The 16,292-nt window shown below is 42.9% G+C and carries 15 protein-coding genes and 1 pseudogene; 3 read left to right on the top strand and 13 right to left on the bottom strand.

What is annotated here, in order from left to right:
- Nucleotides 1–137: 137 nt before the first annotated feature.
- The 11 genes from F6K57_RS14395 to F6K57_RS14345 form a co-directional block, all read right to left on the bottom strand.
- Nucleotides 138–1,649 carry a GMC family oxidoreductase gene (locus tag F6K57_RS14395; protein WP_293068635.1) on the bottom strand — a complete coding sequence of 504 codons (1,512 nt, stop codon included), beginning with the start codon at nucleotides 1,647–1,649 and terminating at the stop codon, nucleotides 138–140.
- A gap of 388 nt (nucleotides 1,650–2,037) precedes the next feature.
- The gene (locus F6K57_RS14390) at nucleotides 2,038–2,391 is read right to left on the bottom strand and encodes a type II toxin-antitoxin system PemK/MazF family toxin (protein WP_293059745.1); all 354 of its coding nucleotides are present in this window, start codon (nucleotides 2,389–2,391) and stop codon (nucleotides 2,038–2,040) included.
- Entirely contained in the window at nucleotides 2,388–2,624 is a 237-nt protein-coding gene (locus F6K57_RS14385) for a hypothetical protein (RefSeq protein ID WP_293038235.1), read from the bottom strand. The genes F6K57_RS14390 and F6K57_RS14385 overlap by 4 nt, the downstream gene beginning before the upstream one ends.
- A gap of 205 nt (nucleotides 2,625–2,829) precedes the next feature.
- Nucleotides 2,830–3,258, bottom strand: a complete 429-nt coding sequence (locus F6K57_RS14380; RefSeq protein WP_293068630.1) for a hypothetical protein — start codon at nucleotides 3,256–3,258, stop codon at nucleotides 2,830–2,832.
- 55 nt (nucleotides 3,259–3,313) lie between these two features.
- A complete protein-coding gene (locus tag F6K57_RS14375; protein WP_293038241.1) occupies nucleotides 3,314–4,081 on the bottom strand; it encodes a DUF29 family protein in 768 nt (255 codons plus the stop codon).
- Between the two features lie 83 nt (nucleotides 4,082–4,164).
- On the bottom strand, nucleotides 4,165–4,800 hold the full coding sequence (locus tag F6K57_RS14370) for a heme-copper oxidase subunit III (RefSeq protein WP_293038244.1): 636 nt from the start codon (nucleotides 4,798–4,800) through the stop codon (nucleotides 4,165–4,167).
- A complete protein-coding gene (gene ctaD / locus F6K57_RS14365; protein ID WP_293068626.1) occupies nucleotides 4,787–6,475 on the bottom strand; it encodes a cytochrome c oxidase subunit I in 1,689 nt (562 codons plus the stop codon). Before ctaD ends, F6K57_RS14370 begins: the two co-directional genes overlap by 14 nt.
- Nucleotides 6,472–7,413: a cytochrome c oxidase subunit II transmembrane domain-containing protein gene (locus tag F6K57_RS14360; RefSeq protein WP_293068623.1), complete on the bottom strand. Its 942-nt coding sequence runs from the start codon at nucleotides 7,411–7,413 to the stop codon at nucleotides 6,472–6,474. The genes ctaD and F6K57_RS14360 overlap by 4 nt, the downstream gene beginning before the upstream one ends.
- An 8-nt stretch (nucleotides 7,414–7,421) precedes the next feature.
- Nucleotides 7,422–8,027, bottom strand: a complete 606-nt coding sequence (locus F6K57_RS14355; protein WP_070395150.1) for a DUF2231 domain-containing protein — start codon at nucleotides 8,025–8,027, stop codon at nucleotides 7,422–7,424.
- On the bottom strand, nucleotides 8,024–8,524 hold the full coding sequence (locus tag F6K57_RS14350) for a DUF2231 domain-containing protein (RefSeq protein ID WP_293068620.1): 501 nt from the start codon (nucleotides 8,522–8,524) through the stop codon (nucleotides 8,024–8,026). Before F6K57_RS14350 ends, F6K57_RS14355 begins: the two co-directional genes overlap by 4 nt.
- Before the next feature lie 1,109 nt (nucleotides 8,525–9,633).
- Complete coding sequence (locus tag F6K57_RS14345) at nucleotides 9,634–10,131, bottom strand: IS630 family transposase (RefSeq protein ID WP_293021785.1); 498 nt, start codon at nucleotides 10,129–10,131, stop codon at nucleotides 9,634–9,636.
- A gap of 287 nt (nucleotides 10,132–10,418) precedes the next feature.
- On the opposite strand from F6K57_RS14345, the pseudogene F6K57_RS14340 reads away from it, so the two are divergent.
- A pseudogene (locus F6K57_RS14340) lies at nucleotides 10,419–11,596 on the top strand (ISAs1 family transposase).
- Between the two features lie 164 nt (nucleotides 11,597–11,760).
- Here the strand turns inward: F6K57_RS14340 and F6K57_RS14335 are convergent.
- Complete coding sequence (locus tag F6K57_RS14335) at nucleotides 11,761–12,012, bottom strand: IS630 transposase-related protein (protein ID WP_293068617.1); 252 nt, start codon at nucleotides 12,010–12,012, stop codon at nucleotides 11,761–11,763.
- Nucleotides 12,013–12,822: 810 nt separating this feature from the next.
- Here F6K57_RS14335 and F6K57_RS14330 point away from each other — a divergent pair.
- Nucleotides 12,823–14,244 carry a transposase gene (locus F6K57_RS14330; protein WP_293021788.1) on the top strand — a complete coding sequence of 474 codons (1,422 nt, stop codon included), beginning with the start codon at nucleotides 12,823–12,825 and terminating at the stop codon, nucleotides 14,242–14,244.
- A gap of 26 nt (nucleotides 14,245–14,270) precedes the next feature.
- On the top strand, nucleotides 14,271–15,779 hold the full coding sequence (locus F6K57_RS14325) for an Ig-like domain-containing protein (protein WP_293068614.1): 1,509 nt from the start codon (nucleotides 14,271–14,273) through the stop codon (nucleotides 15,777–15,779).
- Nucleotides 15,780–15,902: 123 nt separating this feature from the next.
- Here the strand turns inward: F6K57_RS14325 and F6K57_RS14320 are convergent, their stop codons facing one another.
- Nucleotides 15,903–16,025: a hypothetical protein gene (locus tag F6K57_RS14320; RefSeq protein WP_293068611.1), complete on the bottom strand. Its 123-nt coding sequence runs from the start codon at nucleotides 16,023–16,025 to the stop codon at nucleotides 15,903–15,905.
- Nucleotides 16,026–16,292: the final 267 nt, after the last annotated feature.

Here is a 16,292-nt window from a genome sequence, read left to right as displayed (position 1 = left end):
TTTGTTAAGCCCTGATTCAGATCCCCCTAAATCCCCCTTAATAAGGGGGACTTTTGAATCTAATTCCCCCCTTTTTTAAGGGGGGTTAGGGGGGATCTATGTACCTAATTTCAAAAGTGACATGCTCCCCTACATGCTTACCCAAACTGTTCAATCAGATGATCGCCCACCCTTAGAGCATTAGCAATAATGGTTAAAGCTGGGCTAACACTGGCATTGGATGGAAAGAAACTGCCATCGACTACGTAAAGATTTTCCACATCATGAGTGCGGCAGTTGCGATCGAGCACAGTAGTAGCAGGATCGTCCCCAAAACGGCAGGTGCCACACTGATTTGCCATTACTTGAATCGGCACTTCCCCACGAGGATATATTTTACCGCTCTGAAAACTATCCAGACGTTTTTCAATAACTTTTAGTACCTCAGTCAAGCGATAAATCAGGCGATCGTGCGCTTCGATATTATTGGGAGTGTAGTCAATATACAACTTGTTTCCATCAATTCGTACTCGATTATTGGGATCGGGCAAATCCTCCGTCTGCACCCACCAGCCAATGGAACGAGTAGCTAACTGCTTCAGTCCAAATCCTGGCATAAATTTTGCCAGAACCGATAACAGTGGTGGTGCTTCAGCAAAAATAATATCTGTCAGCAATCCACCGGAATTTTGAATGTGACCCATTGGGTAAGGAAAATCGGGATCACCCCAATAAAAATCATTGAGATAAATACTTCTTTGAAAAGCACCTGAATTGGGCTTAGTGCTCAGTTGCACTACAGCAGTCATTAGGCTTTTCATCAAATTCCGTCCCACTTGCCCCGAACTGTTAGCAAGTCCTTGGGGGTGTCGATCATTAGCAGAGTGTAATAGCAATGCTGCTGAATTCACGGCACCACAAGCAACCACGACAATCTCCCCCATAAACAAGTAGGATTGTCCGGCAATTTCGGCTTCGACTGCTTTAACTACTAAACCTGAGGGGTTAGTGTGCAAACAGACCACTTTCGCATTGGTTTTTAAGGTCACGTTCGGATGTGTCAAAGCTGGCACAATTCCGCTGACCTCGGAATCATTGGTTGGGTCGTCGTCTTGGCGCGTCAGTCCTAACGGTAGGTAAGATGGATGCAGACCTTGTTGAGCGATCGCATTGTAAATTTCCGCAATTTGAGGCTCTTGGGGGATTGCTTCAAAGGGATAGTCTTGACTATGAAATGGCTCGGTGGGATCGCTGGTTGCCTGACCGTGAACTTTATAAAGCTGTTCCGCTTGAGTGTAGTAGGGTTCAAAGTCGGAATATTTCAAACACCACTCCGGCGATACTCCCTCTTGATGTTGCACTTTCTCAAAATCCCGCTCCCGCAGTCGTAGCAATGCTGCACCATAGATTTTAGTATTGCCACCGATAGCGTAATTCATTTGGGGGAAAAAGGGTTCTCCAGCAGTGTCATACCAAATTTCAGGAGCGTGATAGCGTTCTCGCTTAAAAATATCGACATTACTGCGATTTTGCTCTTCTAGAGGCATAAAATCGCCTCGTTCTAGGATCAGAATTTTCTTTCCTGTTGGCGCAAGTTTATAGGCTAAGGTTCCGCCGCCAGCCCCTGTGCCGATAATAATAAAGTCGTAATATTGGTCGTCGATAATCATAGTAAAAGTCCGAAGTTTGAAGTGGGAAGTCGGAAGTCAGAAGTCAGAAGTCAGAAGTCAGAAGTCAGAAGTCAGCTATGACTAAGTTTCGGAGTTTAGGAGCGATGCAGAGGTGCGACCCGTGGCGAATTAAATTCGCCAACGGAAAACGCACCATTACGGTCTTGGGGGTTTCCCCCACTCGCTATTGCATCAAGACAATGTCAAACCTCTGAATGTGTAGTGCGCTTGCAGGAGTTCAGGAGTTACAGATGATCACTGACTTGTGATATTTTTGAGGATAGGTGCGTTACTTAATTAACATACCCTAGAAAATTAGTGATTGGCCGTAGGCCACGCTACGCGAACGCACTTTTGTATAGGTGGATTATCTTATGGAAAGCAGGATTTATAGCTCATATCCAAGTGTTAGCAAAACCACTTCTTCCAATTGAGCAACTGTTTTAGGACTAAGGTGCCCCAGTTTTTGAATTAAACGACTTTTGTCAAGCACTCGCATTTGGAAACACAGTGCAACAGAATCTTGAGCTAATCCACCCTCTCCTTGTGCAATCTGAACACAAATTGGTAACGAAGCGCGGCGTTGATTTGTCGTTAAAGGAATTGCAATAATTGTTGTAGAGAACTGGGAAACAATGTCATTTTGAAAAATAATGACAGGACGAATACCTGCTTGCTCAGAACCTTGACTTGGATTGAGATTAGCTACCCAGATATCGCCACGCTGATATTTATTGGTCATAGCTTATCTTCTTGATCAAGACTTGCCGCATAATCGCTCATTCCCACTTCAGCAAGAGCGCGGTCTTCCTCAGCAAACTCATGAGCAAGGGCTTTTAACTGAGCAGGATCTAGGACAATCCGACGACGTTTATCTTGAAACTTAAGAAATGCAATAAAATCAGCGACTTGCTGAAGTTGTTCAGCAGTAAGTATATCCAGGTCTTGCTTGATAGCTTCGGTGCTGATTGACATAGCAGTAACTTAGTACAATTATAGGTTAGTGATAGGTTATTCCCCAGAAATGTTGAATCTAGTAGGGCTGATGGCTGATGGCTGATAGCTGATAGCTGATAGCTGATAGCTGATAGCTGATAGCTGATAGCTGATAGCTGATAGCTGATAGCTGATAGCTGATAGCTTACCTCATAAATACGATAAACGCTATCGACAAGTTTAGCTAGGGACAAGGCTCAATTGTCCAATCTTTAGGTTTCTCACTTTTATAACAGGACTGTTGACGACCTGCTTCTTTTAAATTCCATTTACCGGTAGATTGATCGAATTGAAACTCAAGTCGATAACGCTTGCCCCTAATTTTGTCATCAGGTAGATTCATCTGGGTTAGAATCACGATTTTCTCAAAAGCTTGCTGCTCAATCACCTTTATTTCTTCAGTAAACTCACTCTCGACCGTTTCTTTGTTACCAAATAAGTCTAATGCGATCGCTTTCGGATCATCTCCTATTCTCTTACCTTTGATTTCAGCTATATTCAAGGGTTGATAACGAGATTTTTCTAACGCATCATCAGAGGGATTACAACCCATTATGATTAAGCTAATAGTAAACCCTACTCCTAGAAGCGGTAACCTGTCTTTTCTATCCATGGTCATTTAAAATTAAATTGGTTATAGCCTTTATTTTATCAAACACGAATAAATTTTAATTGACGGCAAATTCAGTTTGCTGACGCATTTCGGGAGGATAGAAAGCTAAAACAATATTTTCTTTCTTGATGCCAGCATTAACTAAATCAGTAGTGATACCCGTTTCTATTCCATCATATTCAATATAAATTTTAGTATTTTTTAGAGTAATATATATTAGGTTCCCTCTGATTCTTTTTCCCTGTGACCATCCTACCTGCATTAATCCATAGTGCTCTCGTGTTTCGTCAAAAATAGGATCAAGTCGGATGTCTCCATGAGAGGGACGAAATTGAGCGTATTTTAAAATAACTTGTTTGATTATTTCTCGATAGGTCGTTTGGGTATCCATTGTTTTACCTCCAATTGGAGGAAACCAATCCGATTGGATTTGCTCAGGGGAATAGGGACAGTTGTCAGGAAAGTCCCAATCGGAAATTCCGGTTTCATTAGCAGCGTCGGCTCTCGCATCACCATAAACTTTTGATAAATCTGCCCAGTATCGCTTTAAACTAGGAGTATCTCTGAGATAGCGTTTAAGGTTATTGCGCTCTCGTTTGATGGTGATTTCCCAATACCTAGACCGTTTTTCAGGTTGATATTCCCATTTCAACAGATGTTGAATCGTTAAACGAATCGAGGATAAAAAGCGGTCTCGCTCTCGTTTACTCAAGTCTTCAATCTCTTCTAGGAGATTAACCCAGTCTACTTCACTATACCGTTGTTCTTTGATCAGGGAAACTTGTTGTTCAACCCATTGGATGATGTCAGTTTCATAGAGCATTTTTTTATTGGAAATATCACTAAACGTGACGAAAGCCTTACCTGGTTGGGTTACGCTCCTGCTCACCCAACCTAAGAATAACGCTACTGCCAGATGTAAATCAGCACAAACAAAATAATCCAGATCACATCGACAAAATGCCAGAACAGGGAGGTGGCAGCAACCCCAAACTCACCGTTGTTGTAGTTACCGGGAATGAAGGAGCGTCCCAGCATAATCAATTGCAGCAAGACTCCTGTGAGCACGTGCAAACCATGAAACCCGGTGAGCAAATAAAAGGTGCCGCCAAATACCCCATCGGTAAATCCAAAGGGGAGACTGCCCCATTCCACTGCCTGACCATATAAAAAGTAGCTCCCCATTGCCATGGTCAGGAGCCAGAATGCCCGAAAGCCCCACAGATTTTTGACATGAAGATATCGTTCGGCAATGTAAATTACGAAACTACTAGACACCAGCACTACAGTATTAATAGCTGGCTCTTTGATCTCTAGCCCTGTGACACCGGTAGGGAGCCAGTCGGCTGTGGTAGTCTTGTAAACAATGTATCCAGCAAAGAAGCTCAGGAAGATAACACTTTCCGAGAGCAAGAAAATGATGAAGCCAAACATGCTGTTGCCTGCTTCATCATGGCTATGTTCTGCCGTCCCATCAGAGGTATGGGTCTGACTCGGTATTACACCAGAGGTGAGTGATGGATCGATTTCAGTTGGGTTCATGGGTAACTTCTAGGGCATCAGGGTTAGAAATCAAAGCTTCAGATTTGCCATAGCCATAGGGTTCGGCAATCACCACAGGCAACTGTTCAAAGTTCTCGTGACTGGGCGGGGAGGAGACAAGCCATTCTATCCCGATCGCCCGCCAGGGATTGGCTGGTGCTTTTTCTCCTTGTACCCAGGAACCGACCATATTGAGGATAAAGGGCAAAGTAGACATGCCCAACAGGAACGCTCCAATGCTAGCAACCACATTCCAAAAGGCAAATTCGGGATCGTAGGACGCAACTCGGCGGGGCATTCCTTGCAGTCCTAATGGGTGCATGGGGAAGAAATTGAGATTGGCTCCAATAAAGGTTAGGGCAAAGTGCAGTTTACCCAACCCTTCATTATACATCCGCCCTGTCATTTTGGGGAACCAATGGTAGAAGGCGGCATAAATTCCCATAACTGTTGCGCCATAGATAACGTAGTGAAAGTGACCAACAACGAAATAGGTGTTGTTGACGTGAATATCTACTGGAACGGCTGCTAACATAATGCCAGTAATGCCCGCAAATACGAACATCACCAAGCCACCTAGTCCGAAAAGCATGGCGCTGGTTAGTCTGAGTTTGCCTCCCCAAATGGTGGCTACCCAAGCAAAGACTTTGATGCCAGTTGGCACGGAAATCAACATTGTGGAGAACATAAACAGCATCCGCATCCATCCGGGGGTGCCACTAGCAAACATGTGATGCACCCAGACTATAGCGCTCAACCCGACAATAATTAGGGATGAAATAGCAACTACTTTGTAACCAAAAAGGGGCTTGCGGGCGTAAACTGGGAATATTTCTGAAAAAATGCCAAAAATCGGCAGGATAATTACGTAAACGGCTGGGTGAGAGTAGAACCAGAAAAAGTGCTGGAACAGAATGGGATCGCCCCCTTTGGCAGGGTCAAAAAAGCTGGTGCCTAGGGTTAAATCAAACAACAGCATGATGGCTCCAGCAGTCAGGGCAGGTAAGCCAAATAATTGAATAATCTGGGCACTGAGTACAGCCCAGACAAAGACAGGCATTCGGAAAAAGGTCATTCCGGGCGATCGCATCCGAATAATCGTGGTTACGATATTGACAGCTCCTAGAATAGAGGATACTCCCGAAAGCGCCACGGCTAGTAGCCAGAGAAATTGACCGTTAATCAAAGCACCAGTAGGGTTTTGCAGGCTCACGGGTGGATAAGACCACCAACCTGCCTGGGCTGGGCCTCCTGGAGCTAAAAAGCTTCCCATCAGGACAACCCCAAAGACGGGCACCATCCAGAAGGCGAGGGCATTTAGCCTGGGAAATGCCATATCCCGTGCCCCAATCATCAGCGGTACTAGGTAATTGGCCAGCCCGGCTAACACTGGAAAGGTCCACAAGAACAGCATTACTGTTCCGTGGAGGGTAAACATAGCATTGTAGACGGTGCGATCAACCAGATCGGCCTCTGGGGTAATCAGTTCACCCCGGACGATCATGGCAAAGATTCCACCAATGAGAAAAAAGAAAAAAGAGGTGACAATATACTGAATCCCAATCACTTTGTGATCGGTGCTGAAGCTGAAAAACCGTTTCCAGTCTTCAGGGGTACCTGGCGAGGGCTGTTTGCCCAAGGATGCGATCGCGTCAACCGAAGAAAGATTGGTCATAATCCTTTATTTGGCAGATTGGAACCGGAGTAATTAACCATAGGAGGCGCAGCTGGAACCACCGTTTTCCAGCCTGCATTAATTGCTGTTTCAGAGGCTCGACGATATTCCTCGAAGGCTTGATTGTAGGCTGCTTTGGGGGGTTGAACCGCTGCTTGAGCAAGCCACTGCTGATAGGATTCCGGGGATTGTACCACCACATCCGCCTGCATTGCTGCAAAGTAAGTCCCACTGTATTGAGAATCCCGCAACCGATAGTTGCCTTCGCGAATGGGAGTAAATTCAAACTCGATCGCCTGATTTGGGATAATATCCTGCTTGACTCGAAAGGCGGGTATATAAAACCCATGTATCACATCCTCTGATTTGAGGGTAAGCTTGATGCGATGGTTGTTGGGTAAATGCAGTTCTGTGCTGCTGATACTTTGCTCGGGATAGCGAAATTCCCACGCCCACTGGCGAGACAAGACTTCAATACGCTCTATTGGTTCGTTGGAGTCAGGCATTTGTGAGTCAGTACTTGGTTCAATTGGTGCAGCCTCAGCGGTTGCCATTTCTAGATGAACATGCTCCATCGGACCGAGAATCGACATCTGGTCGTAGACCTGGTAACTGTAGGCTGCAATCCAAATTACTAGGACCAAGGGAATTGCTGTCCAGACGATTTCCAGGGTGATGTTTCCTTCAATTGGTGGACCATCGCTTAAGTCATACTTGCCTGCTTGCTGAAACAAGACTGAATAGGTTAGGGTTCCTACTACTCCTAAGAAAATAAAGGTTCCCAGTGTCACTAGGAAACTGAATAAATCGTCAACTAGCAGGGATTCAGCTGAAGCTTGGGGAGGAAACCAATAGTAAGCCTGTTGACCCATCCACAGACTAATCCCGGCTAATGCGATCGCAACGACAACCAAAGTCAAAATCCTGCGAATATTCATGAGCTTATTTATTTCAAGAGTAAGTTTGGATCTTCTCCCAGTCTCAACAGGCGATCGGCGCTAATATGTAGGCCAAAATCTGCCGCCAGTTGCGCTCCCAGGGTACCGTGAACAAACATCAGTGCAAAAATCCCTAGTCCCGCTAACAAATAGGTCCATTGTACTTGTCTGGCCCTATCTTTATTCCAAACAAATCGCTGAAATCCGCGCCATACTGTCATTGCTACAATCAGCAGCAGCAGCAAGACTCCGCCAACTCCATGCCAAAGCATGGTTTCCATGGCTTGTAATCCCCAGGCACTTCTAACCTCTGTGGGTGGGTCTGCCAGCATGATTTCATAGAAACCGGCTGCAACGGTGAAGAAAGTAACCACTGCTGCTGCCAGCATGTTGTACCAGCCGACATCAAAAAAATTGGATCTTGTGGCAGGAATTGCCAGTATCTTAAAGACTGGCTTTTCCAGGGGAAACAAGACCCCAACGATATCAAAGCCGATGGCCACGATAAATAAACCAAGGGTTAGATGTACCAGATTGGGATGAATCGGAATCGGGTAAGGCAAGCCATTGGCTCCCAATTGGCTCCCTAGTTGGTCAATTAGGTTTGAACTCATTGCAACAAGCCCTCCCTAGTCCCTTCTACTACCGGAACAGTATGTAATCCATAGACCCAAACGAGTAAGTCACCCAGGTAGACCTGGACAAACACTAACCCTACTAACAACACCCCCACCCCCAAAAAAGGTATGGGTAACTCTTTGGGATTGCGAGAACGAATAATGTAGCGCCATGCTGTCACCGCTGCAATGATGCCAGATAGAGACCAACCAATCAGCGTATGCAGGTTCAATGTTGCCTCTGCTGCTGTGTAAGGCTCTGCTAATCCAGCTTCAATTTGCCCAAAAATAACAGCAATAAAGATAGAAATAGTCGCAAAAAATAAATTCCACCAACTTACCTCATACAGACGATAATTACGGCTAAAGTAGCCGACAGCGTCACACAAGACGGCAAACAATACCATGGCAATCACAAAATGAACCACGATCGGATGAATTGTATCGGGATACGGCAAGTTGTGATCGTTGAGTGGGGGGAGATACTCTAGCATATTGTTCTCAATGAGGTTTCAATGAGGAATTGTTGGTAGTGGTAAACAAGTAGTGATTTTCACACCCGAAACCTTCACGCTTACCGTAGCAAAATCACTACATATTTACCACTAACTTACTAAGTTTGAATTATACTACTCAAATAATAGTAAAATAATAGACTAACTAAAACGCTAGTATCAAATTATTAGGCATCTTTGACATTAGAGCCATAAAAACAATTATATTCAGGCTGAGCAGCAATAAAATAACATAAAATTGTTGGGGCTTTATTCCTTTCAAAAAAAACACTGCGATTCTCCTATTTTTTAGTTTTTACCTAGATATAAATCCTCATTAACTGAGGATTTACTTAGACTTGATCAGATATCTAGTTAGTGACTGCTAATTTTTAAGCAAACAACTAACTTTGTCAAATTGATTGACTCAAATGACATGGTTTACAAAGCAAGCAGCTAGCTCCAGTTAGTAGATATAGCTACTAACTGGAGCAAGGATAGCGATACCTTACTTTAGATATATCACCTGGTTTTAGTATAGCCAGCTAACCCTTAGTATTAGTATATTTTCAGGAAGTTTTAAGATTTATTACAAAGCCAAAAAGGTTGACAATTTGTCTTATCTGACTTTGACGATTTGTATTGTTATAGCAAAGGTAAATTTGGCTCAGGTAAAAGGGAACAGGGAGTAGGGAGTAGGAAACTTTGGAATAGGGAATAGGTAAAAAAATGTATCCATAATTACTATTATAACCGCTAGATCAAGTATTAACTGTATAAATTGAAGGGGATTGGCTTTGGAAACTATAGGCTAGAACTGTTGAGTAATTTTACTTATGGTTTTCCTTCGATATCGTGCCAACGTGATTTCGACATAAGCAACGTTATCGAGGTGCGACCCGTGGCGAATTTAATTCGCCTAGCGATGCAGCGCGGTCTTGGGGAGGCAGCGCGGTCTTGGGGGTTTCCCCCATGAGCGACTGCCGTGGTTCCCCCCATGAGCGACTGCATCAAGACACGGAAAGCGCACCTCAGGAGTCAGGAGCTTCGAATCAGGAGCTTCGAGTCAGAAAAACTTAATTTTTTACTTATAGCGGTTTGCACTTAAGTTAGTTACAATAACAACAATAAGAAAACAATTTTTTTATGTCTTCTTTAGTCAAAGAATCACAACACTCTACTAGACCTTGTTCTAACTCATCTCTAGTCATCGGGACTAATGAACGCAAATATTCTTTCAAAATAAACCAAAACTTTTCGATGGGATTAAAATCGGGAGAGTAAGGAGGTAAAAAGAAAACACTAGCTCCAACTGTAGATAATATTTCTACAATTTTTTGACTTTTATGGGTGGGTAAATTATCCATAATTACCATAGCGCCAGGCCATAATGATGGTGCTAAAACTTGTTTTATATAAGTTAGAAAACTTTGAGTATTCATTGAACCATTTAACGTCATAGTCCCTAAGATACCTTCCGAAGAAAGAGCACTAATTATTGTAATATTTTCTCCTCTATAATAAGGACGATAATCGACAACTCTAGTTCCTCTTTGAGAACGGCCATAAATGCGTTTTTTGCCTAAATTAAACCCTGTTTCATCCAAAAAAACTAGGTTCTTTACTAAAAAATTAGTAATTTTTTGCCAATAAAGATATCTTAAGTTACCAGGGTAAGCGCATCTAATTTTGTATAAAAAAGTACAGATTTATTGATTAATATATGTATAAGTGCCAGTTTGAGTATTAATGATGTTAAGTAGTATCGTGATTAGCATTGTGTCTACTTTAGATTAGGGTTAGTCTCATGGGTAATGGTTTTCAATCTCGAACAGTTTCGAAATTAAACTCGAAAGCTTTAAGTGTAGCTAAAGCGACTGCGTTAACTGAAAAAATGGCATTAATTTTCAGCGAGATAGAAGACCCCCGTGTGGCTAGAACACGTGTCCATTTGTTAACAGATATTTTAATCATCGCAATACTATCAGTAATTGCAGGAGCCAAGGGATGGGAGGATATGGAAAATTATGGATTAAGTAAATATGAATGGCTAGAGCAATTTTTAGCAAAACCGAAAGGTATCCCAAGTGCAGACACATTTCGCCGAGTGTTTGTTCGCGCAGCGTCTCCGTTGGAGTTGCGTATCAACCCAAAAATATTCGAGAGATGTTTTAGACGTTGGGTCCAATCGATAGTTGAGACAGTAGAAGCACAGGTAATTCCCATTGACGGTAAAACTATCAAAGGCTCTTATGATAGAGTACTGGGAAAAACCGCTTTGCACTTAGTCAGTGCATGGAAAGCGTGAATATCGTCTTGTTTTAGGACAAGTAAAAGTAGCTGATAAATCAAATGAAATCACGGCAATTCCCGCCTTATTAGAATTACTAGATTTAGCTGGATGTATCGTAACAATTGATGCTATGGGTACGCAAACTGCCATTGCCTCTCAAATTATCAGTGCCAAAGCTGATTACGTTTTAGCTCTTAAAGCCAACCATCCTACCCTTCATAAACAAGTAAAAGATTGGTTTTATAAAAACCTAGAACAGGGATTTAAAGGGATTACTCATAGTTATGATAAACGGATAGAAAAAGGTCATCATCGGACTGAAACAAGGCAAGTGTGGTGTGTTCCAATATCTGAAATATCACCTCTACATAACCAAGATGATTGGGTCGGACTTAAGTGTATTGTCATGGTGATAAGAGTACGTCATCTGTGGAACAAAACTACACGCGAAGTTCAGTTTTACTTAACGAGTTTGGATTGTGATGCTCGTAAAGAGCGGGAAAGCTATCCGTCTCCACTGGGGTGTAGAAAATGGGTTGCATTGGACTTTAGATGTCACTTTTCATGAAGATGCTTGCCGTGTTCGTACTGGCCATGCTCCACAAAACTTATCATTGCTGCGACGAATTGCACTTAACGCATTGAATTTAGAGCAATCGTTCCGGCGTAGTAATCGTCAAAAATCGAATCGAGCTGCCATGGATAATAACTATATGTTGACGATTATCGCTGCTTGTTTATCTCATTATCATGATGCCTCAAAACCTTTATGTCAATAGGTTTTGAGATGCGCTTACCCTGCTTAAGTTACCTACCCTTTCCGTTTTGGCTTGAGTGGCATATAAAGTTTTTTTTTTCGGGTTATATTGAGTTTTTTTAAGAATCTACTTAAGGTAGTTATGTGGACAGTAATTTTTTTTTCGTTTTCAAGTATTTCCACTATTTAGGATAGAGTTAATGAGGGATAATCTGACAACATAGATTTGATAAATTCTGTGAATGGTTCTAATTTAGAGGCTCGGTTATTCCCTTGTTTACCTGGTGATAAATCTCCGGTATCTTTAAATTTTTTAATAATTATAAATACAAAATCACGACTCACTTTAAACCTTTTAGATAACTGCGTAATTGATCCTTCACAGTCTAGATAAGCTGTGATAATTTTAGTTCTTATGTCAACAGAATAGGCTTTCATAATTGGGATATATATATTATACTTTATTTAAACGCAAACCGCTATAATTTGCAATTAATCAAAGTTTAATCCTCTGATAAAATTAGCGATTGGCCGTAGGCCACGCTACGCGAACGCACTTTCGTTTTTCTACTTTGACTAGAAAATGCGATAAGTCTAAAATTACCAATTTTTGAACTTATATCCGATTTTTTGGGTCAATTACCCTGTTAGTGAGGATTGGACTGACTAATACTGGGGTATTGGCTTGAGGCGGTGACAGATTGGCTATCAAAACATCCAGAAATCTGAGAACCCTGCGTCTTTAGACCGGCTTAGAAGTTACCCCAGCGAGCAATCCCTCCCTGGGGCAGTCTTTATAGTTGGTCGGCTATGCATAAAAGAGGTGCAGAGACGCGCGCCAAGCGTGTAGGGTCGCCTTTATAAGTGACTGGCTATGAAGATGCATGGTTAAAACTATTGTATTAAGGCTCCACTACACTTACGGTAACTTCAAGACCCGTGGCGAATTTAATTCGCCTACGGAAAGCGCACCTTTGGTTAAAACTTATTCATTAAGGCTGCCCTATTCTAAGGTTTCGTCTCCCGGATGAAACAGAGCCACGGGGTAAACCCCGCCGTATCTCTTCGTGTGGGTTCAGGCAGTCTGGCTATCAAACTCCTAATCAACTCAGACTGAGTCATTCCCAGCCGTTCAGCCTCCTCCTTTAACTGCTGCTTCTGGCAAACTTGTGATCCTAATTTGTTTTCATATTTATATATGACAATATAGGCAGACATTTGTTATGATTATAGTAGGAGGTGATGAAGTTGTACAAAACCATTCCGGTAAGAGCAGAATTTACAGACGAAGAGGAGGCTTTTTGGGTCTTTCAGTGCCAGCGAGCGAATAGCTTGATAAATTGCGCTATTTATTACATCAAGCAGAAACATTACGATTGGTTAAAAGAGCAGCTAGAAGCTTATTCCACTTATTGGAGAGGTGACGAGTTAAGGCTGGGATGGAAGACTTACAAGTGTATTACAAAGTATCCAGAGTTAGACAAAGTCTTGAAGATGAATCCTCATTACAAGGCTATGGCGGCTCAATCAGCTCAACAGACTTTAAAATCAGTAGGAGAATCAATTTCTAGCTACAACCAACTAGTAGGTTCTTATTACAAAGGGGAAGTCGATAGGCCAAGGCTGCCTAGATACAGAAAAAAAGGTGGATTAGCTGGTGTCACTTTTCCAAGACAGTCACTTACCTACAAAGAAGGCATTTTTTACCCTTCAATCAGTAAAGAATCTAAGCCAGAACTAATTTGCAAGATAACGTTAACTCCGCCTGACTTTATAGATCCAGATTGGGTGAAAGAGGTAACCATTCGTCCTAACTTAGGGCAGTTGTGGATTGACTGGGTTATAGATGACGGGAAGCAGGCCGTTGAACATAATCCAGATCTGGACTACTCTCAAGCTTGGAGTTTTGATCATGGCGGAGACAACTGGCTAACTGGTATTTCGACCAAAGGAAAAAGCCTGATAATCGACGGTCGAAAGCTTAAATCAATGAACCAAGGCTATTCTAGGTTGGTCGCTAAGTACAAGTCAGGGAAATCCGAATCTTATTGGGATGCTAATTTGGATAGAGTGCAGCGTAAGCGCAACAACCAAATGAGAGATGCGAAGAACAAAGCTGCCAGGTTTATTATTAACCGTTGCCTTAACGATAAAATTGGAAATCTGATTATTGGATGGAATGAGCGGCAAAAAAATGCATCTAATATGGGTAAGCGAGGTAATCAAAATTTTGTTTTAATTCCCACTAAAAGATTAATCGAAAGATTAAAACAACTTTGCTATGAATACGGAATTAAATTGACAATTACTGAAGAGTCATACACTAGCAAAGCGTCTTTTCTGGATGAGGATCCATTACCTAGACACGGTGAAAAACCCAGTGAATGGAAGCCATCAGGAAAAAGAGTGAGACGTGGGCTTTATAAGACTTCTTCTGGATGCTTAGTAAACGCTGATTGCAACGGTGCCGGAAACATTGCAAGAAAAGTAGCCACACAGTTAGGTCTTGATCTAACCAAGGTGAGTAGGGGATCCTTGACAGTCCCACACCGATATGACGTTTTTAGTTCCTTGAAAAAATCATATCGAAAAAGAAGTGTTGGCGTTCGCGTAGCGTCGGCGAAAGCCGATAGAGGCTCGGTTTCAACCAGCCTCCTAACAACCTTTTAGAATCCCCCGTGTTTTAACCGGGGGAGATGTCAACAGTAGCAGCTCAAACCGTGAAGATTCAAACCTTTGTTCAACCCATTGACCGTACTGCTGGGGTAGTCATAGTTATACTGAGTCTACTGATTGGTATATTACTGTGGACTGGCGATCGCACTGCCCCCAGGGTACGGGAATTTTCCTGGCAAGATAAACAAATCGGTGCGGAGGATAAAGCATTTATCCTAACCTTCAGCCGTCCTATGGATCAGACTAGTGTGGAAGCGAATCTGAACATTGTTCCACCAATCCCGGGCAAAATTAGCTGGGCTGGACGCAAAATGGCTTATACTCCGCTGCTCCCTTTACCCTATGGCACCGAGTATCAATTCCAGCTCACTGGGGCAGTAGAGCAATTCGCTAAGCCTGGCAATAAGACTGCCATCGAACCGTTTAAGGCATCCTTCCGTACCCGTGACCGAGCCTTTGCCTATGTGGGTGTTAAAGCAGAAGAACAGGGGCGATTAATTTTCTATAATCTCACTCGCCAACAAAAAACTATCTTAACGCCTCCAGATTTGCTGGTTATGGACTTTAAGTTCTATCCTGATGGCAGCCGAATTCTTTTCTCTGCTGTTAGAAGTCAGAATAAAGAACAGGACTTGCTCTCTGCAAAATTATATACTGTGACCACGGGCATATCTACTCGTGCCCCAGCTCAAGAGACCGTATCCTCAGACTCTGGTGGTAAAGTTGAGCTGGTTCTCGATAGCAAAGACTACCAGAATCTGAAGTTTGATTTGTCTGCTGATGGTAAAACGATTGTGGTACAGCGGGTCAGTCGCAGTAATCCTTCGGAATTTGGGCTGTGGACCATACAAACTGGTACTAAACCGAAACCATTAGACCATGAACCAGGAGGAGATTTTATGATTACTCCTGACAGCAACGCTATTGCGATGGCTCAAGGTCAGGGAGTGGGCATTTTACCCTTGACACCAAATGCTCAACCCCTAGACTTTTTACCGAAGTTTGGCATGGTCCTAAACTTTGCTAAGGATGGTTCAGCAGCAGTGATGGTGAAGTTTAATAGTGACTATACGCGATCGCTATTTCTAGTCAAAAACCAAGGCTCTGAGCAAGAGATACTGCGCACCACTGGTTCTGTCCATAGTTGTGAATTCTCGGCGCAAAACCAGATTCTCTATTGTCTGCTCAGCCAACTCATTGCTGGGGAAGAGTTCAAAGAAGAACCGTTCCTAGCAGCGATTAACCTTAAACCTAATGACAAGAATGAGTATACTTTAAAGCGCTTGGTAGTTTTACCGGAGCAACAGGAAGTTCATATGAGCTTGTCCCCAGATGACTTAGGTATACTCTTTGATCAAATAGTCCCTGAACGGTCATCTGAGGAAGGTTTGATCACTGATGAAGGACAAATAATTGCTAATGCTAGACTCTGGCTATTACCTTTAGAGGATGATACATCGTCAGATACTCCAGTGAAGCTGGAAGCGGAACCACTCTTAACTGGATTTAATGCTCGTTGGCTACCTTGAAGGGTTGAAGGTTGAAGGTTAGTAGGTTGAAGGTTAGCTGGTTGAAGGTTAGTAGGTTGAAGGTTAGTAGGTTGAAGGTTAGTAGGTTGAAGGTTAGTAGGTTGAAGGTTAGTAGGTTGAAGGTTAGTAGGTTGAACGCGATCGCGTGGCCAATAGGCCAAGGTTAGCTGGTTGAAGGTTAGTAGGTTGAAGGTTAGTAGGTTGAAGGTTAGTAGGTTGAACGCGATCGCGTGGCCAATAGGCCAAGGTTAGCTGGTTGAAGGTTAACAGGTTGAACGCGATCGCGTGGCCAATAGGCCAAGGTTAGCTGGTTGTAAGCATTCAGCCTTCAGCGGTCAGCTGTCAGCAGATGAATAGCACTAACCTTAATTGGTAGTGCTATAACCCTGACTGACGGACACTTTTTTTTGTACATTTAGCAGTACATTTAGGCCCAGGCATCAAATTCCTGAATCAGAGAGAAGGTAATCTTTCGATAGTAGCGGTCACGAGCTTTTTGGGAAGCGAAACAAG

The sequence above is a fragment of the Moorena sp. SIO4A5 genome, from assembly GCF_010672005.1.
Taxonomy (GTDB): Bacteria; Cyanobacteriota; Cyanobacteriia; order Cyanobacteriales; family Coleofasciculaceae; genus Moorena.
Note: the sequence above shows the minus strand (reverse complement) of the source record. Positions and strands in the feature narration are given on the sequence as shown.

What these genes read in the sequence shown, in the direction of transcription:
- ctaD (WP_293068626.1), bottom strand. Translation starts at nt 6,475, where the DNA reads ATGACCAATCTTTCTTCGGTTGACGCGATCGCATCCTTGGGCAAACAG.
- F6K57_RS14360 (WP_293068623.1), bottom strand. Translation starts at nt 7,413, where the DNA reads ATGAATATTCGCAGGATTTTGACTTTGGTTGTCGTTGCGATCGCATTA.
- F6K57_RS14385 (WP_293038235.1), bottom strand. Translation starts at nt 2,624, where the DNA reads ATGTCAATCAGCACCGAAGCTATCAAGCAAGACCTGGATATACTTACT.
- F6K57_RS14350 (WP_293068620.1), bottom strand. Translation starts at nt 8,524, where the DNA reads ATGCTAGAGTATCTCCCCCCACTCAACGATCACAACTTGCCGTATCCC.
- F6K57_RS14380 (WP_293068630.1), bottom strand. Translation starts at nt 3,258, where the DNA reads ATGGATAGAAAAGACAGGTTACCGCTTCTAGGAGTAGGGTTTACTATT.
- F6K57_RS14355 (WP_070395150.1), bottom strand. Translation starts at nt 8,027, where the DNA reads ATGAGTTCAAACCTAATTGACCAACTAGGGAGCCAATTGGGAGCCAAT.
- F6K57_RS14370 (WP_293038244.1), bottom strand. Translation starts at nt 4,800, where the DNA reads ATGAACCCAACTGAAATCGATCCATCACTCACCTCTGGTGTAATACCG.
- F6K57_RS14335 (WP_293068617.1), bottom strand. Translation starts at nt 12,012, where the DNA reads ATGAAAGCCTATTCTGTTGACATAAGAACTAAAATTATCACAGCTTAT.
- F6K57_RS14375 (WP_293038241.1), bottom strand. Translation starts at nt 4,081, where the DNA reads ATGCTCTATGAAACTGACATCATCCAATGGGTTGAACAACAAGTTTCC.
- F6K57_RS14395 (WP_293068635.1), bottom strand. Translation starts at nt 1,649, where the DNA reads ATGATTATCGACGACCAATATTACGACTTTATTATTATCGGCACAGGG.
- F6K57_RS14390 (WP_293059745.1), bottom strand. Translation starts at nt 2,391, where the DNA reads ATGACCAATAAATATCAGCGTGGCGATATCTGGGTAGCTAATCTCAAT.
- F6K57_RS14325 (WP_293068614.1), top strand. Translation starts at nt 14,271, where the DNA reads ATGTCAACAGTAGCAGCTCAAACCGTGAAGATTCAAACCTTTGTTCAA.